Source organism: Dendronalium phyllosphericum CENA369, from assembly GCF_016056275.1.
Taxonomy (GTDB): Bacteria; Cyanobacteriota; Cyanobacteriia; order Cyanobacteriales; family Nostocaceae; genus Dendronalium; species Dendronalium phyllosphericum.
In genome coordinates, this window is the sequence record NZ_JAECZA010000015.1 from 38,105 (window position 1) to 57,763 (window position 19,659).

General features: G+C 39.9%; 20 protein-coding genes and 1 tRNA gene. 13 read left to right on the top strand and 8 right to left on the bottom strand.

Translation table 11 applies throughout. The features are described 5' to 3' along the window. Positions 1-71: 71 nt before the first annotated feature. From I8752_RS06275 to I8752_RS06290, 4 genes are read right to left on the bottom strand one after another with little or no spacing between them, the layout of a single operon-like run. Positions 72-1,076 carry a transposase gene (locus I8752_RS06275; protein ID WP_214431448.1) on the bottom strand — a complete coding sequence of 335 codons (1,005 nt, stop codon included), beginning with the start codon at positions 1,074-1,076 and terminating at the stop codon, positions 72-74. 21 nt (positions 1,077-1,097) lie between these two features. Further along, positions 1,098-1,949 carry a hypothetical protein gene (locus I8752_RS06280; protein ID WP_214431449.1) on the bottom strand — a complete coding sequence of 284 codons (852 nt, stop codon included), beginning with the start codon at positions 1,947-1,949 and terminating at the stop codon, positions 1,098-1,100. Further along, positions 1,946-2,098: a hypothetical protein gene (locus tag I8752_RS06285; RefSeq protein WP_214431450.1), complete on the bottom strand. Its 153-nt coding sequence runs from the start codon at positions 2,096-2,098 to the stop codon at positions 1,946-1,948. Before I8752_RS06285 ends, I8752_RS06280 begins: the two co-directional genes overlap by 4 nt. Beyond that, on the bottom strand, positions 2,089-2,751 hold the full coding sequence (locus tag I8752_RS06290; protein WP_214431451.1) for an Npun_F0813 family protein: 663 nt from the start codon (positions 2,749-2,751) through the stop codon (positions 2,089-2,091). The genes I8752_RS06285 and I8752_RS06290 overlap by 10 nt, the downstream gene beginning before the upstream one ends. Before the next feature lie 345 nt (positions 2,752-3,096). On the opposite strand from I8752_RS06290, the gene I8752_RS06295 reads away from it, so the two are divergent. From I8752_RS06295 to I8752_RS06305, 3 genes are all read left to right on the top strand, one after another. Beyond that, positions 3,097-3,169: transfer RNA gene (locus I8752_RS06295), tRNA-Arg, on the top strand. Between the two features lie 38 nt (positions 3,170-3,207). Beyond that, positions 3,208-3,543, top strand: coding sequence for a group I intron-associated PD-(D/E)XK endonuclease (locus tag I8752_RS06300; protein WP_225895473.1), 336 nt, complete (start codon positions 3,208-3,210; stop codon positions 3,541-3,543). Positions 3,544-3,689: 146 nt separating this feature from the next. Then, the gene (locus I8752_RS06305; protein ID WP_214431453.1) at positions 3,690-4,481 is read left to right on the top strand and encodes a glucose 1-dehydrogenase; all 792 of its coding nucleotides are present in this window, start codon (positions 3,690-3,692) and stop codon (positions 4,479-4,481) included. Between the two features lie 158 nt (positions 4,482-4,639). Here I8752_RS06305 and I8752_RS06310 read toward each other — a convergent pair whose 3' ends face one another. Then, entirely contained in the window at positions 4,640-5,275 is a 636-nt protein-coding gene (locus I8752_RS06310) for an acyl carrier protein phosphodiesterase (protein ID WP_225895474.1), read from the bottom strand. Between the two features lie 207 nt (positions 5,276-5,482). Between I8752_RS06310 and I8752_RS06315 the strand changes: the two genes are divergently transcribed. The 3 genes from I8752_RS06315 to I8752_RS06325 all read left to right on the top strand — a co-directional run bounded on the left by I8752_RS06315 (position 5,483) and on the right by I8752_RS06325 (position 7,620). After that, a complete protein-coding gene (locus I8752_RS06315; RefSeq protein WP_214431455.1) occupies positions 5,483-6,202 on the top strand; it encodes a rhomboid family intramembrane serine protease in 720 nt (239 codons plus the stop codon). A gap of 127 nt (positions 6,203-6,329) precedes the next feature. Next, the gene (locus I8752_RS06320) at positions 6,330-7,001 is read left to right on the top strand and encodes a rhomboid family intramembrane serine protease (protein ID WP_214431456.1); all 672 of its coding nucleotides are present in this window, start codon (positions 6,330-6,332) and stop codon (positions 6,999-7,001) included. 142 nt (positions 7,002-7,143) lie between these two features. After that, positions 7,144-7,620, top strand: a complete 477-nt coding sequence (locus I8752_RS06325; protein ID WP_214431457.1) for a hypothetical protein — start codon at positions 7,144-7,146, stop codon at positions 7,618-7,620. A gap of 56 nt (positions 7,621-7,676) precedes the next feature. Here I8752_RS06325 and I8752_RS06330 read toward each other — a convergent pair whose 3' ends face one another. Next, positions 7,677-9,719: an elongation factor G gene (locus I8752_RS06330; protein WP_214431458.1), complete on the bottom strand. Its 2,043-nt coding sequence runs from the start codon at positions 9,717-9,719 to the stop codon at positions 7,677-7,679. A gap of 430 nt (positions 9,720-10,149) precedes the next feature. Here I8752_RS06330 and nifN point away from each other — a divergent pair, with 430 nt between their 5' ends. The 6 genes from nifN (at position 10,150) to I8752_RS06360 (ending at position 17,113) form a co-directional block, all read left to right on the top strand. Continuing rightward, positions 10,150-11,460, top strand: coding sequence for a nitrogenase iron-molybdenum cofactor biosynthesis protein NifN (gene nifN, locus I8752_RS06335; protein WP_214431459.1), 1,311 nt, complete (start codon positions 10,150-10,152; stop codon positions 11,458-11,460). 384 nt (positions 11,461-11,844) lie between these two features. Next, complete coding sequence (locus tag I8752_RS06340; protein ID WP_214431460.1) at positions 11,845-12,753, top strand: type I restriction endonuclease; 909 nt, start codon at positions 11,845-11,847, stop codon at positions 12,751-12,753. A gap of 954 nt (positions 12,754-13,707) precedes the next feature. After that, entirely contained in the window at positions 13,708-14,547 is an 840-nt protein-coding gene (modA, locus tag I8752_RS06345) for a molybdate ABC transporter substrate-binding protein (RefSeq protein ID WP_214431461.1), read from the top strand. Positions 14,548-14,594: 47 nt separating this feature from the next. Beyond that, positions 14,595-15,221 (top strand): DUF642 domain-containing protein, encoded by a 627-nt coding sequence (locus tag I8752_RS06350; RefSeq protein ID WP_214431462.1) that lies wholly within the window; start codon positions 14,595-14,597, stop codon positions 15,219-15,221. 267 nt (positions 15,222-15,488) lie between these two features. Next, positions 15,489-16,151 (top strand): DUF642 domain-containing protein, encoded by a 663-nt coding sequence (locus I8752_RS06355; protein ID WP_214431463.1) that lies wholly within the window; start codon positions 15,489-15,491, stop codon positions 16,149-16,151. A gap of 284 nt (positions 16,152-16,435) precedes the next feature. Next, entirely contained in the window at positions 16,436-17,113 is a 678-nt protein-coding gene (locus tag I8752_RS06360) for a hypothetical protein (protein WP_214431464.1), read from the top strand. 108 nt (positions 17,114-17,221) lie between these two features. On the opposite strand, the gene modD is transcribed toward I8752_RS06360, so the two are convergent. Further along, entirely contained in the window at positions 17,222-18,070 is an 849-nt protein-coding gene (gene modD / locus I8752_RS06365) for a ModD protein (protein WP_214431465.1), read from the bottom strand. A gap of 275 nt (positions 18,071-18,345) precedes the next feature. After that, the gene (locus I8752_RS06370) at positions 18,346-18,969 is read right to left on the bottom strand and encodes a DUF2817 domain-containing protein (protein ID WP_214431466.1); all 624 of its coding nucleotides are present in this window, start codon (positions 18,967-18,969) and stop codon (positions 18,346-18,348) included. A 38-nt stretch (positions 18,970-19,007) separates the two neighbouring features. On the opposite strand from I8752_RS06370, the gene I8752_RS06375 reads away from it, so the two are divergent. Next, positions 19,008-19,409, top strand: a complete 402-nt coding sequence (locus tag I8752_RS06375) for a transposase (protein ID WP_225895476.1) — start codon at positions 19,008-19,010, stop codon at positions 19,407-19,409. The last annotated feature ends 250 nt before the right edge of the window (positions 19,410-19,659 follow it).

Below are 19,659 nucleotides of genomic sequence, written 5' to 3' on the forward strand. Positions count from 1 at the left end.
AAATTTAGCGAACTAAATTAATTTTTCTTCCTAATACCCAATCCCTAGTACCCAATACCCAATCCCCAATCTTAGACTGTAGACAGGGAGTAGACTTGACCATCAATCAACAGCCGTGTAATGCCTTTGGCTTGCAAATGAGTACGAGCCTTATGCAGCATTTTACTATCGGGGACTTTAATTACGCGATCGCGTTTGGTAGAAAAGCGCTTTGCTACTCGATGGTTATCAAACACCGGCAAAGTTCTTTGCTGGGTTTCGAGGTTAGGAATTTGCCCTAAGTCCCCAAAATCCCTGAGTGGTCGGGTAATTAATTCCGAGGCGCGGTCAATGACCAAATAGCAAGTCTTGGGCAAAGAGGCTGCTGACAATGGCAAGACTTGTACTGGTATTTCACCTAGTCTGCGTCTTGTTACTAAAGGTCTTGGCTCATCTAAATAGTCGTCGTCTTCTTCCTCATCATCATAGTCTTCGTCTAAATCGTCCTCTTCTAAATCGTCCTCTTCTAAATCGTCCAAATCTTCTGACTCGTCTAGCAGGTCTTCACCTACTAGCATTTGGGCAACTACAGTTGCCTCTGGACGTTCGTCCTCCAAAATTGGGCTGGGAATGCTAACTATTTCCGGCGGCTTTTCTTCTACGAGTTCTAGTTGTTTTGGCGATTTTAGCTTTGGTTTTTCCGTCGCTGAAGAACGCCGTTTCACCCGTCTATTAGCAGATGTTAAATCTTCCTCAGCCTCTTCTTGTTGGGTTTGTATCTCTACTATTGGTTCTTGCTGCTTCACTGGCAACTTCAAGCGGGGGCTTTCGTTGCTGGGAAGTTCTGGGCTTGGCTCTAGCTGACTCAGTAAAGGTAACTGCTCGTAGCTTACCTGTGCTCTGCCTTCAGGAGTTCTAGCAGCACGTTTTAAAGAAACGAGGTATTCGTACTCGTCTTCTGGTAAAGTACTTTTGAGCAGGCGGCTAATCGTCGAGTTACTCACATCGTAGCGTTCTGCCAAAGTTGAGGTCGTTTCAGCAGTCTCTCGATATAACTTAAGAATTTCTTGCTTGTCAGAATCTGTTAGTTTTCTCACGGTAGATACCAAAAAACTTTTTTATGCTCGTTTTCGTCCGCGCTCCCGCCGAGTTCGGCTTAATGATGCATCATGTTCTAGGACAGCGCCCATAGCAAATAACACTCCACTAAATACCCAAAACACTTCTAGTATTTCTCCACTTTGATAATTAGGCCCTTGGGCATATTTAAACCACATATCTGCAATGTAGAGCGAAAACGCGGCCGCTGCAATCATTCGCCAAGACTGAGCAACTCGTCCTCCCCAAAAGGCTAGCAGTAGTGTGGTAGCAATAATCAACAGAAATACATCGCTAACTACGTAAAACCAATTTAAAATAGCGACTAATAATTCTGTGGGTCTTGCCTGTTGCATGGAAATCCACCATGCCAATAAACTGCCGAACAGTCCAATTGCCAACACAATTAGCCATTGCCATTTTTCTAAATTGATTCGTCTGGAAGTGACTGCTAAAATCATGCCTGTGCCAAGAGATAAATAAGTCAGTACAAAAAATACATCGCCGATAGACACATCAGGTTCTTCTTTTAGAACTATTTCCGTATAGCCGAAAAATATCCCTCCCAGGAAATAAGACAGCATACCTACGGCAATTGCAAGCCAAACATTCCTGCTACTGACAATTTGTGGGCTACGCCAGTTCCTCAAGCATAAAATACCAGCACCCAGGTAAGCTAACGCTTCAAAAATATTTGTACCAATTACATACCACTCGGCACGGCTTTCGATGCCATCTGCCCCTGGAACTTTGGCACTAAATAACAAAAAGTATAACAGGGCCAGCACGCCCCAGCCAATGCTAGCCAGTATGATGTTCTGATTTGTAAATAGAGATTTAGAACGGTATGAACTGTTGGATGAGCTACTCATAGGATTTGACTGTGTAAATGCACTCTGGCGGTTTTTTCAGGTACAGGACTGTGTGGTAAGGGGTCTATTTGTCCAGCAATGCACAATTTAACGTCAAAAGCAACTATCAATAGCCGCACTTTTTCCAACACTTTCCCTGCTATTGCCACAGTTTACTCAGTGAAGATTGATTTAGCCAAGAGATAAACAGCGATCGCTCTCCTTCTGCCATATCTTGTAATCTATCAGTAACTTTATGGGCAAAGTTAACATTACCAAAATATGTTTTCCCTAGTTTATGCAGTTCTTGCAAGAGACTCACTACATGGTTTTCTTGCCAAGGAGGAAGTTTGGCTGCATCTAAGGGGTTTATAGTCGTCACCAAGTTTTTGACTGCTTCTGGAGTCGATGCTTCCGGAAATTTCTGTTGCCGTAATATTTCTGCAATATCTTTCTGAAATAATGACGCTTGCCGAGTACCCAAAAACTCTTCAATATCCATGTAAATCGCTTGCAGCAGCAAAAGACAGGCTTGGACGTAAATACCATTTTTGCCATGACCGCCTGTGTCACTACCTAGCTGGTCTAAGCGGACTTTACCCCAAACACTAAAGCGGTCTGGCTCCTCCAGCAAGACACAGGCTTTACCTCGGTTGTCAGTTAACTCTCTCCACAAACCTCTAGCTTCTTCCTCTTGACCAGCTTTGAAGACGCTAATCAAACGAAAGGTTTGCCCCTGATAATGGAGGATCGGCACTTGCTGATCCCGTTTTGGGTGCTGAATACTCGATATTTCAACATCCTGCCGTTTGAGAATAAACATGGCACTAGCAAATAACTCCTCACAGGGGCTTTCTTGATATGCGATCTATAATCTGATTTGGCTGTATCGCCAAGAGTGCGATTACCTAGCGTGTCATGAGAGTAAGCTGTGCGATCGCTCTATATCGCTACCCTATAGTAAGCCACAACACGCAAATAACCACCCATTGGCTAAATAATATAGCTGATGAATAGCCCATTTACTTCGTTTTTAGCCTACGCTAACTAACTAGCGACTTGAATCTTAGCCTTGCTTTTGAGGAATCTGCAATTTTCGTTTGCTTCTTGGTAGGGGAAAACGGTATAATTGTACCGTTGACTCCTTTGTGAGCCACCGTTTTAACTTGGGCGCGTAGCTCAGTGGATAGAGCCACGGATTTCTAATCCGTTGGTCGCAGGTTCGAGTCCTGCCGCGCTCGTTTTAACTCAAGACGAACCCTTAAGTGTTGTAAAGTGGATGCAATTATCTCTGGTTGAGGGTTCGTTAGTGTTGCATCATACAAAGAATAAGGGTGATATTGCTGCAATAAAAGCGATCGCCGATCTTACTTTTAAAGGTTATTTGATTCTCACACCAGTCATTTGTGAGCATTTATCTTTCGATTTTGTTGTATATAAAGATGATAAATTTTACAAAATACAAGCTAAATATGCGGGAGATAACAGAGTAGTCAATCAGACTATTTGCGTGGATAAAAATAGTATTAATGAGAAAAAATACAAAGTAAACGATTTTGAATTTGATGCTGTTTATCTACCTGATGTCGAAGTTTCAATCTCCTCAATTTATTGATAAGCTTAAGAGGATTGACACTAGAAATGTCAGCTTATACGCGAATTATGGGGGCTAAAATCCCTATAACTTTGTTAACAAAATTCCGCTTTATGTGCTTACACATAATTCGACTAAATTCTGAATAAGGGTAAAACTATTCAATTATGAAGCAATTTACTGATAAAGTTGTTCTGATTACAGGAGGTAATTCTGGTATTGGCAAAGCTACAGCATTAGCTTTTGCTGAGTCAGGGGCAAAAGTAGCGATCGCTGGCAGAAGAATTCAAGAAGGTGAAGAGACTGTTGATTTAATTGAAAAAGCAGGTAGTTCAAGTATTTTTATCCCTACAGATATTACTCAAGAAACAGAAGTTAAAAATTTAATAAGCCAAACAGTTAAAACATTTGGTCGTTTAGATTATGCTTTTAATAATGCTGGAACTCCTGGAATTCTCAAAGTCAATATAGATGAATCTGAAGAGAATTGGAATCAAGTTATTAATACTAATTTGAAGGGAGTTTGGCTATGTATGAAATATCAAATTCCAGAAATGCGTAAAAATGGTGGTGGTGCAATTGTAAATAATGCTTCTATTAGAGGATTAATTGCTGCTAATTTAAGTAATAATGAACAAGAAAATAAACCGCAACATAATATTCATTTTTATTGTACTAGCAAACATGCAGTATTAGGACTTACTAAATCTTTAGCTGTACAATATGCTAAGGATGGTATTAGAATTAATGCTGTTTGCCCAGGAACTATTATAACTCCTATGGTAATGTCAGCTTTAAGTGAGGAAACAATCAAGAATTATGGCAATCAATATCCTATAAAACGATTAGGTACACCAGAAGAGATTGCTCAGGCAGTATTATGGCTATGTTCAGATTCAGCTAAATTTGTTATTGGGCATTCATTAGTTTTAGATGGTGGTTTAACTATTCAAAATTAGTTTTAAATGGGGATATATATCCCTATAACAATAGAATTCGTGTTCTATTTTATGTAAACTCCGATGGGTTCGTAAACTCACATATTGCTCGTATAGGAGTAAACGCAAACAAGCTTACTTACAGCATATAAATCTAAGGTTAAAAGAAGGAAGATTAACTAGATAATATACCAATTCTGCACGTGAAAAAATAATTCTGGAAAGAACTCTTGAAAGTCATACTCAAACGCATCATAGTGAGTTATAAGTTCGCTAACAGCGTTAGTTAATATAAAAGACCTGTTCAACTTTCTCGACAGCCGCTTTGATATCCTTTCCAAGGTGTTTTCTACACCTACCACATTGCGATAAGAACCCAACCAATCTTCAGTTGCCACGCGATTAATTACTTCACTGACGATCGCAGGTATCTCACCTTGATAAGCTTGAAACGACTCGTAAATCTCTGCTGTAAATTCATCAAGAGTCACATGAGAATAATCAGACCAATTTTTTGCCAGGAAGTGGTCGTAAAAAACATCTACAAGCACTCCAGAAAATCGCCTGTAGTTTAAATCAATGCGCTCTTTGCTGCGCTGCACAACTATGTGAGTATCTGTAAACTTATCGATTACTTGATGACATTCAATTCCTCGCTGGAGATGAGAATTTAATGTCTGGCGAGCTGACCCCTTAACAATGTCAGCTAAGAGATTGCCTAACCTACTCTCAACATTAGGTTCAGATAAAAATAAATGAGCTAGCCAGTTCATTGGTGCAATGGATTTATTTAACTGCTTGACAAACTTAGCCAAAGCAGTGCAAGCACTATTTTACTGAAATCAGACCACAGTAATCAAAAAGCTGCACCCAAAGCGATCGCTTCATCTTCCCCAAGATGAATTAGCAGTCAATCTTAAATCTAAAGCTAGTCTAAAACTAGTCCATCCACGAGGTAGAAGATAATACTCAAATAATTCAGTATTGTGAGGCTAGTGTCTTAAAAATCAGGAAAAACGCCCGTGGTTCCAATTAAAGATAATAATCCCATAACAATCACGCCTTATGTGACTTATGGGCTGATTGCTGTTAATGTTCTAGCGTTTATTTATGAAGCAAGTCTTCCCCCACAGGCATTAAATGGGTTTTTACATCTTGCAGCTGTAGTTCCGCGAGAACTTAGCCTCAGCTTTGGTGGTGTCTCTTTGCATCAGCCAGTACCAGAGTGGGCGACCTTAATTAGCTCCCAATTTTTGCATGGGGGTTTATTGCACCTAGCTGGTAACATGTTGTTTCTCTGGATTTTTGGCAACAACGTTGAAGATAAGTTAGGCCATTTCAAATATTTGTTTTTCTATTTGGGTTGCGGGATTTTAGCATCTTTAACTCAATGGTACTTCGCTCAAGATTCTAACATTCCTTCTTTAGGGGCGAGTGGTGCGATCGCTGGTGTTATGGGAGCATACATTCTCCGTTTTCCCCTAGCCGAAATTATTGGTGTAGTACCTTTGGGGATCTTTTTCCCGACTTTCCGCGTCCCCGCATATTTCTTTTTAGGATTTTGGTTTCTCCAGCAGGCTTTTTATGGAGTTGCTAGTCTAGAAACACCTACTAATATCGGTATGGAAAGCGGTGGTATCGCTTACTGGGCACATGCAGGCGGCTTTCTCTTTGGAGCGATTCTTGGGCCGTTGTTAGGTTTGTTTAGCGACAAATCTCCAGAAGAATCCTGGTATCAATAATTCTTTACGGGATTGGGGGAACTTGCTTGCTGGCTGGTTAATTTCAAAAGTGAATTGAGCTAAAAATTTTTAGCTGCCAGCCACACAAGTTATATTGCAATTAATGAATAATTAGCAAAAAATACCTGTGTTTCCCCTCTACGACGAAAACCCGACGCGAATCACCCCGTATATCACTTACGGGTTGATTGGAATGAATATTATAGTTTTTCTTCATGAAGTCACTCTGTCCAATAGACAATTACAGGAATTTTTGCACCTTTATGCAGTAGTACCGGAAGAGTTAACCACCAACTTAGCCGGGGAGTGGACAACATTATTTACATCACAATTTTTACATGGTGGTTGGTGGCACTTGATATCAAATATGATATTTCTCTGGGTCTTTGGCAACAATATTGAAGAACGCTTAGGACATTTAAAATATTTAATTTTTTATTTGGCGTGTGGTGCTTTAGCTGCTTTGTGTCAGTGGTTTATTGGCATGAATTCAGAAATTCCTTCTTTAGGTGCGAGTGGCGCGATTTCTGGAGTTTTGGGCGCATACATCATTCGCTTTCCTCATGCAAGAATTACAACTTTAATTTTTTTAGGTTTTTTTGTCACTACAATCAGCGTTCCCGCAATGTTAATGATCGGAATTTTCTTTATTCAGAATGTTATATCCGGTCTAGCCAGCTTGCAAGCAGCCGCTAATATGAGTGTAGAAACAGGCGGAGTAGCTTACTGGGCACACATTGGCGGTTTTGTTTTTGGGATGATTCTCGCTCCTTTATTTGGGTTGTTTAGGCGCGACTAAAATATCTGGTAGTGCGTTAGCCTACTGGTGTGGCACGATTTGAGATGTTGCAATTTAATTTGTGCGACTAATTATTTAACTGATATTTCAGGGAAAACTATGACTATAGCTTCTCTATTAGAACAAAATTGAGAATATAGTTATGGATTTTAATGCATTAATTTGGGCTAAAAATGTAAGACCTTTAGATGGCGAACCTTGGGCTTATCCTGATGACAGCATTCCTACTATATATCCAGAGTTAAGGATTTTCGCTTTACACTGGAGAAATTTAGAAAATAAAGATGTAAAAAACGCAGGTGAACCACAAGAAAACGAACTGATAATTTTAAGACAGCATGGCAACGTAACGCACATTGTAAAAATGCTGAACAATCAACTTTATACTGACAATAATGCTGAAGATGAATTTAATATTTATCGTCTTGTTCAAGTGGTTTGGATGACGAATGATTGGGATCATCCTCCAAAAAATGACGAAGTATTTGATTGCACTATTACTTTCCCTCCAAATGGAAAAGCAATAAGATTGAAAAATATACAAGCATTCCAAGAACGTTGGGGGAAAGAAGGATTAGCATTTCAACAGCATGTTCAAAGTGTATTAAATATTCACTAACAAATAGCCCTGCACCTTTAAATGCAGGGCTTTGATTTTAGAGAAATTCAAAAAAATTACTTGCCGTTGCCGTTACCACCGTTGCCATTACCAGCTATAACGCGTTCGGCGAGTTTTTCCGGAACTTCCTGTAAATGGTCATACACCCAGTGGAAAGAACCAACGCCTAAAGTGAGCGATCGCAACTCTACAATAAAGTTTTGCATCTCTGCTTGCGGCAAGTATGCAGCTATATTATCCCAGCCTTGCCAATCGTTTCTGCCCTCATAGCCTAAAATTTGTCCTCGTCTGCCACTTAGCAGTTGCAGCGCCTTAGAAGTAAATTCGCTCGGAGTTGTCACTTGCACGCGCACAATCGGTTCTAGGAGGGTAGGTTGTGCTTGAGGTATGCCCGTTTGCATAGCCAGTCGTGCAGCTTGTTTAAAGGCTTGTTCGGAACTATCAACGGTGTGATAAGAACCATTAGTGAGTGTTACCGCTACATCCACCACAGGGAAGCCTAAAGGCCCGTGTGCGAGAAACTCCCGCACGCCCATTTCTACCCCAGGAATGTACTGTCTGGGAACGACACCGCCAACAATGGTTTCTTTGAAGTTAAAACCTTCGCCGCGCGGTAGAGGTTTGATATCTAGGAAAACATCGCCAAATTGTCCGTGACCGCCGCTTTGATGCTTGTAACGCCCATGAACTGACGCTACAGGTTTGCGAATGGTTTCTTTGTAAGGCACTTGTGGTAAGTGGGTTGTCATCGGCAAGTTATACTTGCGACGCAGTCTGTCTAGGGCGACTTGCAAATGAATTTCGCCTTGACCCCAGAGGATAACTTCGTGGGTGTCGCCATGCTGTTCCCAAGCTAGCGATGGGTCTTCTTCCAATAGCTTGGTAATAGCGCTACTGAGTTTCACTTCATCGTTGCGCTTTTCTGGTGTGATGGCCAGAGCATACACTGGTTCTAACTGTTCTGCTTTGGGTAATTCCACCGCTGACTGTGTCGAGAGTATATCTCCTGTCTTGATACCCTCTAAACGGCTCAAAGCGACAATTTCACCAGCGCCAGCTTCATTCACTGAATGCTGTTGCTGTCCCATAAGGCGATAAATTCCGCCAGCACGAATGCCATTCAGGACGATACCATCGGTTAATTTACCCTGCCAAACACGCACTAGGGAAAGTTTGCCACCTTGAGGAGTGTAATAAGTTTTTAGTACTTGAGCTAAGGGTATACTATCTTTTGAATTTTTTAAGCGACGTTCTGCTGTGGTTTCTGGTTCGGGTGCTTCCCTTAGCAAAGCTTCTAACAAAGGTCTAACACCATAATCTTGTTCTGCTACACCAAAGAAGACGGGCACTACTAAATCTGCCCCTAATTCCATTTTTAAGTCTTTAAGGATTTCTTCTTGGGGTGGTTCTATATCTTCTAAAAGTTCTTCGAGTAAATGGTCGTCAAAATTTGCCAGGGCTTCAAGCATTTCAGCCCGTGCTGTATGTTCTTCTTGTTTTAAATTTTCGGGGAAGGGTATGGGGTCAGCTGGTGCGCCTGGATGATATTGATATGCCTGTTCGCTCACCATATCGATAAAACCGGTGAGTTGTTCCCCTTGCATGATGGGATATTGGTGCGCTACCAGAGGCCGACTAGAAACTGCTTTTAAGGCATGTAATGTTTCTAGAACGTTAATATTTGCCCGATCCATTTTGTTAACAAAGACGAGGTGGGGAATTTCCCAATCGTCTAAGAATTTAAATAGAGGAGCTAAGGTGAGGACGCGATCGCGTATGGGTTCGCAAACTACAACTGCCGCATCAACTCCCATTAAAGCATTGTATGTTTCTTGGGCAAATTCCACCGAACCCGGACAATCAATAAAAGTGAAACGAGTTCCTTCATACTCAGTGTTAGCCGTGCTGACTTCTACACTCATGTGGCGATCGCGCGATTCCGCGGCGCTATCTCCCACTGTGTTACCATCCTTAACACTGCCTTTACGGGAAATCGCCCCTGTGACAGATAACAAGCTTTCTAGTAATGTAGTTTTTCCACTTAAATAAGGGCCAACAATTGCAACATTCCGCGAACCCGATTTTACTTTTTCGTTCATAAAACCTCCTTTGCGGTAAGTCACTCTTACCCGCACGATTCTGTGTTTGCAAGCATCGATAAATTCTTCTGAGCAAGAAAGGTTATCCCTTCTTTAATTTGTTATTATCCTCTGTTTAATTCCAAGCAAAAAAAATTGTAGTTTCTCGTAAGATTTAGCTTAAGAAAAGTTAAGTGTTACAAACTTTAACTCAGAACATAATAAATTTTGTAAACACCTTCTCGATCGAGAAACTTTGTATAAACTAAACCTAACTTAAACTATTGCAAGTTAAACAATCAATGGGATTATCATTATATAAATATCGCATCGCAGGAATTGTAACTTTACTATTAGTAGTAAGTAATCTCCTCTCTCCCCCAGCCTCCTCTACTTCCTCATCCTCCTCATCCCCCTCATCCCCCTCATCTTGTTCAGAGGAGGACATCTAATGGCAATTATTAGCGTTACGAGTACATCAGTTGCAGTTAATCCCCTTAAGCAAAGTCAAACTGTGGGTGCAGTTTTAGCCTTTTTGGGGGTGAAGGGAATGATGCCTTTATTACATGGTTCTCAAGGTTGTACTGCCTTAACTAAAGCGGTATTAGTGCAGCATTTTGGTCAAACGATTCCCCTTTCTACTACAGCGATGACAGAAGTTGCAACCATTTTGGGTGGTGAAGAGAGAGTTGAACAAGCAATCCTGACTTTGGTGCAGACATCGAAACCGGAAATTATCGGTCTTTGTACTACCGGACTTGTAGAAACCAGAGGCGATGATATGGAACGCTTTGTCAAAGAAATTCGCCACCGTCACCCAGAACTAGATTATTTACCAATTGTGCTTGTTTCTACACCAGATTTTAAAGGTACATTACAGGATGGCTTTGCTGGTGCGGTCGAGAGTATAGTTAAGGAAATTCCTCAAAAATGCTCAAAGCAAAACGCCTGCCCCACACAAATCACAATTTTGGCGAGTTCTGCTTTCACTCCTGGCGATGTACAGGAAATTAAAGAGATTGTCACCTCTTTTGGACTTGAACCTATTGTTGTGCCTGACCTTTCTGGCGTTCTAAATGGTCATATAGAAGATTCTTGTAGTGCCATTACAGCTAATGGTACGACTTTGTCACAGTTACGCTCAATTGGTAGTTCTGCGTTCACTTTGGCATTAGGTGAAAGTATGCGAGGTAGCGCACAAATTTTAGAAAAGAGATTCAACATTCCTTACGAGGTGTTTGGTGAACTAACGGGACTAGCAGCAGTAGATAGATTTCTACAAGCGTTGGTGGATATCAGTGGTGTTGGCGTACCAGAGAAATATCGCTATCAACGTCGTCAGTTGCAACATGTGATGTTAGAGAATCACTTTTACTTTGGGTGTAAGCGAGTTGCTTTAGCGCTCGAACCTGATTTACTGTGGTCAACGGTTTATTTCTTGCAATCTCTCGGCGTTCAAATTCATGCCGCAGTCACGACAACGCGCTCTCCTGTGCTGGAAAAACTACCGATTCCTAGTGTCACCATTGGTGATTTAGAAGACTTTGAACAAGTTGCAGTTGGATCTGATTTGCTCATTACTAATTCTCACGCAGTTGCGATCGCTCAACGTTTAGAAATTCTTCTCTACCGTCAAGGGATTCCCATTTTTGACCGTTTAGATGCCAATCAATTTACCAAAGTTGGCTATCGAGGCACTATGCAGCTTTTGTTTGATATTGGCAACCTGTTTTTACAGGCAGAAACAAAAGTCAAGCATTAAAACAATTCGTAATTCGTAATTTAAGTTTTGTAATAGGGATTTAAACCTCGCTACAAAACGTGCACTGAAGAAACAGCATTCAGCACTATTTTTCTGAAAAATAAGTGGGTTTAAGGTCATCGCTAAATCCTTGATGAGCGCGGTCTTCAATTAGTGGCGGGTCTCAATCCCCCACTTTCTTGTTCTGACTCCTGAATTCAGAATAGCTGAACTCTTCAATACCAACCTTATTGGTAAAATGTATCTAGCGATACAATTTTCTAGAGCAATTTTAGGTTTGATAGTTACTATCAAGCCGTATACGCCAGATGTGAATATACCAACCAATGTCAGCAAGCTAGGCGCAAGCTTCTGCATTGACTCAAAATTAAGTCTTCTACTCTCATGAATCCAGCACAGATCGGACAAATAACTGTGAGGGCTAGTCGTGTTGCAAGAAAACTTCGCCGTTTTGACCTCAGACAATTTGCTACTGCACCATTAATACTTACTTGGTTTGAGGTTCTTGGCTACACAGTTTTATTAGAGCCAGACATTGCTTTAGGTAAGCATCAGATAGGGCGCAGTAGTTATAGTGATGTGGTTTTGTATCAACGTCTCCATGAGGCTTTGCAAAAAATTAACCCGACAAAACCGCAACAAGCGATCGCAAAAGCTATCCATCTGGCTACTTGTCCAGAAAATTCCGACTTGCTAGAAAATAACTATCGCTTTCACAAATTCTTGAGCGATGGTATTGAAGTTGAATACCTTTACAACAAAGAAATAGTTCGCGACAAAGTGTGGCTCACTGATACGTCTAATCTACTAAACAATGATTGGCTGGTTATTCATCCCCTAACTGTAGTTGAGGGAAATTATGCTCACTGTGTTGATGTAGTTGTTTTTATCAACGGTTTACCTTTAGCAGTTATTGTCTCGATTAATCCAAATGATGGACAAGCCACGTTCAAAGCAGGTAAAGAGCGAATCCAGACTTACTTTCAACAGATACCGAAGCTGTTTTACTACAATACATTGCTGGTTATTACTTGTGGAAATCGGGCACGAGTCGGTACATTAACCTCAGACTGGCAGGAATTTTTACCTTGGCACACAATTGATGGTGAGGCAGTTGAGGAACTGCCGAAAGGGTTCCCCGGTATAAGCAAACTGCCGTTAGCGTCAGCGCTAGCAAGGAACGAGCGTCACCCAGAGGGAGAAGATTTTACTGCCAAGGGTGCAACTGAACTAGAGGTACTAATTCAAGGCATTTTTGATAAACGGCGTTTCCTGGAGCAAGATCGCACTTGATAGTATTTGAATCAAACGGAACCAACATCAGTAAAAAATTGCTTCGCTAAGGTTTTTGTACAGTACCAAATTCTAATAAGCGGTTGCTTGTTGCTGGCGATCGCACTAGATATTTACTATTATTGACTGCTATCAAGAACTATGCTGAACACTGACCCAACTTTGTCAGAATTTTATTACCAATAAATTTGGTAATAGCCAGAAAATCTGGTAATAATACATAAGGTGTTTTTTTAAGATCAACAATGATTGATATCTACCACCTGACGGATGTTTACGTCAGTTAGGTGGTTTATTTGCTTGATCGTTCCAATTCCCTAAATCTGTCCGTGTAGCAAATAGAGGATGATGCTTATCCAAGCTCGTACCAAGGAAAGCACTCTCTGTAGTTTACCCTGAGTAGGCAATTTTCTAGCTTTTCTCTTAATTTATTCTGTAATGTCAGGGTTTTATTACCAATCTTATTGGTAAGTAACACCGATGGTTGGTAATATTTTTGCATCATATCGTTACACCACAAATTTCCGAGCAAAATCGTTCTTATAGACAAGTGTTTGTCGGACATGAGTGTAGCTAAAAATCAAGGGTTATTAGTTCTCTGATAATCCAAGTTTTTCTCGATATGTTGCATTAGACGTGTGAGGTTAAGCAGTGAATCAGAAGAAAATATCTACCTTTTGTCTACATGGTCTATTTGTAGTTAGATACTATCTGGACTCTAGTCGAGCAGTGGTTCCAGATGAGTGACTGCCTCGCCAAGGAAGCGCAAAGAGCGCTTGAAAAGCACCTCAAAGGGACTCTTATTTGGATTTTTTGAATCTCCTAGATAATCAAATCTGAAAATGAATAAATTTTGATTGGGAATAAAAGCTTTGAGCAATTCTGATTGCCTATTTATTTACAGATTTTGATGGGAGCGAACGTTCGCATCACAAATAACACTTTTTTTTGATTATGAACAGAAGAAGACTTCTTGGTTGGATTGCTACGGCAGTTACCAGCATGATGCTGGTAATAAGCTTGCAGTTTGTCAATTTATCACCAGCCACATCTGCAACTAATGTTAACGTGTATGCGGCTGTCAGCTTGACGAATGCGCTAAACAGCATTAAAACTCAGTTTCAAAATGCTAACCCAGGTATCACCATTAGTTATACATTCGGTGCTTCTGGTACTTTATTGAGCCAAATAGAAAGTGGAGCTCCAGCAGATATTTTCATTTCTGCTGCCAACGACCAAATAGATGTTTTGCAGAATGAGGGTAAATTGGTTTCAGGTAGCCGTAAAAACGTTGTCAGAAATCGTCTAGTTTTAATCGCTCCTACGACATCTCCTAGTCCCGGTAGTGCTGCTCTCAATAGCATCAATGGTTTAACCAACGCCAATATTAGAGGCATTGCTATAGGTGACTATACAGGTACTCCGCCAGTTGTACCAGCAGGGGATTATGCCAAACAAGTTCTTACAACACGAGGTATTTTCAACACTGTCAGTTCCAAATTGGTTCTTGGAAGCAATGTGCGTACCGTTTTAACTGCTGTTGAAAACAAAACTCTTAACAATAAGACTATTGACGCAGGTTTTGTTTACAGAACTGATGCTCTTATTTCTAATAAGGTAAGAATTGCAGACACTGCCCTGACAACAGACAGCGAGGCTATTGTCTATCCACTGGGTATACTCACCAGAAGTACAGGTACAACTCGCACAGCAGCACAGAGTTTTTCTAGCTACTTAAGTGGTAGCACTGCCCAAAATATCTTCAAAAACACTTATGGGTTTATTTTGCCTTAATTACCAAAAGGTTGTCGTGAATTTTGAACTATTTGGAGTCATGTCTCGTGAAGCTCACTAAAAAACTCTCAATTATTGTTTGTAGTTTAACCACAGCCTTAGTTAGTACTGCTGTGATTACCAATGCTTATAAATCAGTAGCACAAGCAGAAGGGCCAGAACTGATTACGAACGGAAGCTTTGAAGTTGACCCTCTCGCAGATCCTAACGATCCCAGCCAAACAACTCCAAATCCTAATGTTACAGGATGGACTAAATCTGAGCCTAATAATCCTACGGACACACCAGGTGTTAACACATCAGGTATTAGAATCAGTAACTCTGCTAACACTGGTAATCAGGGTTTATCGCTGAGTGGATTTTCAGGTATTAGCTCAATATCACAGAGTATCCCTACAGTCCGTGGCCAAAACTACATACTTACTTTCTATTTAGCATCCATAGAGGAGCCACCTGACGTAAATAATAAAGTTCAGGTTCTTATCGACCGAAAGGAGGATGACGATAAGGATGGAAAGAAGTTTTTTTCAAGTAAGAATATTCCTTTTCAACCCTATACGAAATACACCGTATCTTTCAAAGCGAAAGGAGCATCTACAAAGATAGAGTTTGCTTACAAAACCAGTAAGGCGTTTTTATTTTTAGATGATGTAAGTGTCAAATCTACAGACTAACATCACGGATAAAACTATGGCAGGCTTATTAAGTCATAGACCTGCCTAGCTCTATAGTGTCGAAGATGTCACTGAAATTCATCTGACTAAAAAAACTCCAGAGTTTATAGAGAGATTATCTTGAGTATATAAATCATTATCTAGATCAATAGCTAACTCTTATAAACTAGAGTCAAATTTGAGTTTTACTGACATTACTTAGAGCAGGCATATAGCTATCAACTTGTTTTAATTGTCGTAAATTGGAATTATTTGGAGTCAATTTTCATGAAATCAAATAAAAAAATCTCAATTTTTGTTTTTAGTGTTACTACTACCTTAATTAGCACTGCTGTAATTACCAATACTTATAATGCAACAGCACAAGCAGCAGAACTAGTTAAGAACGGAAGCTTTGAACTTGACCCTCTCGTAGATCCTAACAATCCCAACGCCACAAATCCTAATGTTACAGGATGGACTAAGTCTGGCGATCCGATGGATATATCAGGCATAAGAATGAGTAATTTTCCTCAAAGTGGTAATCAAGGCTTATCACTTAGTGGATTTATCGGCCTTAGCTATATATCACAGACGCTTTCTACAAAACCTGGTGTAGAATACGAACTTAGTTACTATTTAGCATCTATAGACGACGAACTCCCCCTTGATAATCAATTTCAGACATTTGTAGGTGGAAAAAAGCTTTTCGATCAAAAAGGCATTTTTTTTCAACCATACACGCAATATAAGTTCAATTTCAAGGCTGATGCATCGTCCACAGAGTTAAAGTTTGGGAATTGGGATAAAAAGGGATTCTTATACTTAGATAATGTTAGTGTCAAAGCTGTACCTGAACCATTAACTACTAGTGGAACAGTAATTGCTGGGTTACTGGGATTATGGATGAAGAAAAAGCGGTTCACTAGTAGTGTTGAAGCAAATAAATAGGGCGACAATTTGGTTCAAAAATATTTTTAGCTTTGAACTATATATTGTTCTCTAAATATTGCGCCCGGGGCAAACGCAGTTAAAACTTGAAATCCTTGCCATATCAGGATATCGAGCAAAAAATAACCTAATTAATGAAACGCTCCAATTCTTGCTATTAAAGGATTATTGTACTTTAAATGCGTTTGCTCTGGTCAGGTGAGGCTTGAGCGAAAAATGAAAAAACCGCTTTGAGCGAACTTTTTAATTTTCTCAATATTCAATAGTAAACGGAGAAATTTTTTATGCGTTTTAACCGCAAGTTAACCATTGCATCTTTAATACTACCGATACTGATTTTATGGCAGCCTACTTTAGCTGACTCAAGCAATAATGTTCCTCCCTGGCATCGAGAAGAAACACCATCTATTTGGAATAAAAATAAGTGTAATGGAGGTTCTTCGCAAAGTTTTCACTTAGATGGAGAAGTCAATAATCCAACTACTTATAACTTGCAAAAGCTACAAAATTTACGAGATACTTTAAAAAAAGAAAATCCAGCATTAATTACTGAAGTTACTGTCACGTTTAAAACCGGCTCAGGCGAACGAACAGAAACATACTATGGAATCTCTTTATGGGAATTGATTAATAATCCGAAAGCCGGAGGTGGTCTAAAACCTGGAAATTCTGGGGTGAATACTAAAAACTCTTTTCTGAGGCAATATGTTCTAGTTGACGCTACAGATTGTTATGGTGCAGTCGTGGCTATTGGTGAAATTCAACCTAATTTTGAAGGAAAAACAGTGCTAGTTGCATTTGCAAAAAAGGGTAGTGGCAATCAAGTTGTGCCCTTAACAGATGAGGGATTTGCTCGTTTAGTAGTTCCAGGTGACAAAGCTGGAGGCCGTTACGTTAGTAATGTAACAAATATCCTCATATTATCTGCTCCCCCTTCTCCTTTAAAACGAAGATATTTTTGAAAACATTTCTTACTTTTTTGATTAAAGACGTTGCACAAACAGGAGGTTCTGTTCGTTATAAGTGTAACGTCTTATTTTCAACAAACATTCTCAATTAAAAATACATTACTATACTATTTTCATTTTGACTCCAATATCGCACGGTTTACCAAAGTACGGTGAACTTGTCACTAAAATATCTATACCAGTGCTTGCGTAATCTTTTACATTTTCAGAAGTAATACCACCAGCCGCTGCTAGTTTTAAGTTCGGATATTGCTGCTTCAACTTCAAAACCAAAGGCTTAATTTCTGAGAGCGGAATTTTATCAAACTGAATTAAATCTACACCTGCACCAGCAACCACCCAAGCATCTGTTGGTGAATCTACTTCAACGCAAATCGATTGTTCTGGAAACTGTCTTCGCAGTTCATTCATCCGCTCAACTAGTCCAACTATACCTCCTAAAAATATCAGGTGTTGGTTAAATATCAGAACTGTTTCAGATAATCCTAAACGATGAAAAAAGCCCCCGCCAGCTAGAACTGCTTTGATGGAAAGCGCTCTAGTACCTGGAAAACACTTGCGAGTAGTCACAATTGAAATAGACTGATTCACTGATGAAGCAGTATCTACTAATATTCTGGTACGCGAAGCAATGCCAGAGGCATATTCCATCAAATTTAATGCAACTCTCCAGCCACTGTGCAAAGCAGTTGCAGTGCCACTAGCTTGCAAAATTAATTGCTTTTCCTCGCAGACTGTACCACTTTCTAGTTGATAATCAACTTCGGCACCACAATATTTTAATACTCTGGCTGCTTCTTCAGTCGCGCAGATGGTCATCGGATGACGGGTCGAAAACTCGATTTTACCAAGTTGCTTGCCAATACCAAGTCCGTAAGTTGTCAAATCTAGGTAAGGAACATCTTCCTGAATTAACTTAGCGATCGCTTCATCTGAAAAGAAAACACTCATATTTATTTTGCAACAAATGCATGAATATATAAACTTAAAATTTAACTGAGATTTACACTTAAATTAATACTATTCAATTACAGAGATTGTAATAGACACTACTATTGGTCAAAATCAAGGAAACCTACATTAAATAAAGCTACTCTAAATCTGATAATACATAATTGTTGACAGCGATGCAAAATGTTGTTCGCTGCCATTTTAACCGAGGTTATCTGAAATTTTAAATTTGTGCCTTTCGCTATAGTCTAACAGCGGTGTATTTATCGTTCATTCTAATTATTTAACATTACACAAGCTTGTTTATCAACTGTTGTTGCATTTAATAAAACTTTCTTACGCCATGTTGAATAGGAGGGTGAAAACACCCCTAGCAACTGCTGCTTGGAGGGAGCAAACAAGTTTCTCTGTGCATAGTGATACTGTCGATTCTCGTTGCGTAACGCAGCCAAAACACGAAGCATATTATAAGTGCCAAACTCGCAAGTAATCCCAGCTTCTGAATGGCAATTAATAACTGGTACTCTCACACAAGTTGCAGAAACATCCAGGTCAGGACGGTTGAGTATCTTCCGCAACTCCTGAAGCATTTTTTGCTCCTCCAGTGTGAAGTGGTTATCAAGAAGCACATCAATACTGGGAATGAGATTGAAAGCCAAAGCTACAGGAAAACGCTTTGCTTCTAGTGGTTCTGATGGAGTTTTGATAATTTGTAAAGAACCACTTTTGAGTTCTTCAATACCCGTGACACCTCGACCAGAAGCAGAATGAATTAGGGCAATGAGGTGAGGACGCACGCCCTCAAGACACTTGACAAGGAGTGTAGTTAGAGCGTAAAAGATAGCCGCGAGTAGGGCAAATAATATACCGAGAATATACGAACTGTCGATTGAAACCATCACGAAGCGCAGTTTAGTAACCAGCACTAATTCTAAAAATGCGATCGCAATATGATGTACTTTTAGGGGATAGAGCTTTTGGTGTTTACGCCGATATGGTTGCTATTAGAAAACTTGACTGTGATGCTGTATTTCGCAAACATCAATCTCGAAAAACAACCATACGAAAAGGTAAAATTGTAGGAGATTGTGACAAGCTTGTTACATGGCATAAACCTAAAGGATGCCCCAAAGGATTGAGCCAGGATGAATTTTTCACTTTACCTCCTTCTATAACTGTTAGAGAAATTTACTACTACATTGTTATTCCTGGTTTTCGTACTCAAAGAGTCAGTTTAATTACTACTCTATTAGATCAAGCAACTTATCCCACATTAAAAATCGTCCGACTTTACTATCGAAGGTGGCAAGTTGAACTCGATTTAAGTAGAACGGCGTAAAAAAACCGAAGTTGGTTATTCATAGTGTCAGAATAATTTGACATTTTTAGCTAAGGCATCATGTAAAAATAAATTAAACAATTTTCTAAATAGTTAGACAATCATAATGTAATCAAATTACAGCGTTAAATGTCTAATAACCAGGAAATCAAAAGCATTCAAGGCAAGTACGATTTGTTATCGCCTTATTTGAACGAGAAAACACGGCGTATCTGGGCAGCAATTGAAGCCCAAAGCTTGGGGTGGGGAG

Bases quoted from the DNA above. Each gene is read 5' to 3' on its own strand.
- I8752_RS06280 (WP_214431449.1), bottom strand. From the start codon at position 1,949: ATGAGTAGCTCATCCAACAGTTCATACCGTTCTAAATCTCTATTTACA.
- I8752_RS06355 (WP_214431463.1), top strand. From the start codon at position 15,489: ATGAAATCAAATAAAAAAATCTCAATTTTTGTTTTTAGTGTTACTACT.
- I8752_RS06370 (WP_214431466.1), bottom strand. From the start codon at position 18,969: ATGGTTTCAATCGACAGTTCGTATATTCTCGGTATATTATTTGCCCTA.
- I8752_RS06340 (WP_214431460.1), top strand. From the start codon at position 11,845: ATGAATCCAGCACAGATCGGACAAATAACTGTGAGGGCTAGTCGTGTT.
- I8752_RS06375 (WP_225895476.1), top strand. From the start codon at position 19,008: ATGCGATCGCAATATGATGTACTTTTAGGGGATAGAGCTTTTGGTGTT.
- nifN (WP_214431459.1), top strand. From the start codon at position 10,150: ATGGCAATTATTAGCGTTACGAGTACATCAGTTGCAGTTAATCCCCTT.
- I8752_RS06300 (WP_225895473.1), top strand. From the start codon at position 3,208: ATGCAATTATCTCTGGTTGAGGGTTCGTTAGTGTTGCATCATACAAAG.
- I8752_RS06330 (WP_214431458.1), bottom strand. From the start codon at position 9,719: ATGAACGAAAAAGTAAAATCGGGTTCGCGGAATGTTGCAATTGTTGGC.
- I8752_RS06305 (WP_214431453.1), top strand. From the start codon at position 3,690: ATGAAGCAATTTACTGATAAAGTTGTTCTGATTACAGGAGGTAATTCT.
- I8752_RS06290 (WP_214431451.1), bottom strand. From the start codon at position 2,751: ATGTTTATTCTCAAACGGCAGGATGTTGAAATATCGAGTATTCAGCAC.
- modD (WP_214431465.1), bottom strand. From the start codon at position 18,070: ATGAGTGTTTTCTTTTCAGATGAAGCGATCGCTAAGTTAATTCAGGAA.
- I8752_RS06360 (WP_214431464.1), top strand. From the start codon at position 16,436: ATGCGTTTTAACCGCAAGTTAACCATTGCATCTTTAATACTACCGATA.
- modA (WP_214431461.1), top strand. From the start codon at position 13,708: ATGAACAGAAGAAGACTTCTTGGTTGGATTGCTACGGCAGTTACCAGC.
- I8752_RS06325 (WP_214431457.1), top strand. From the start codon at position 7,144: ATGGATTTTAATGCATTAATTTGGGCTAAAAATGTAAGACCTTTAGAT.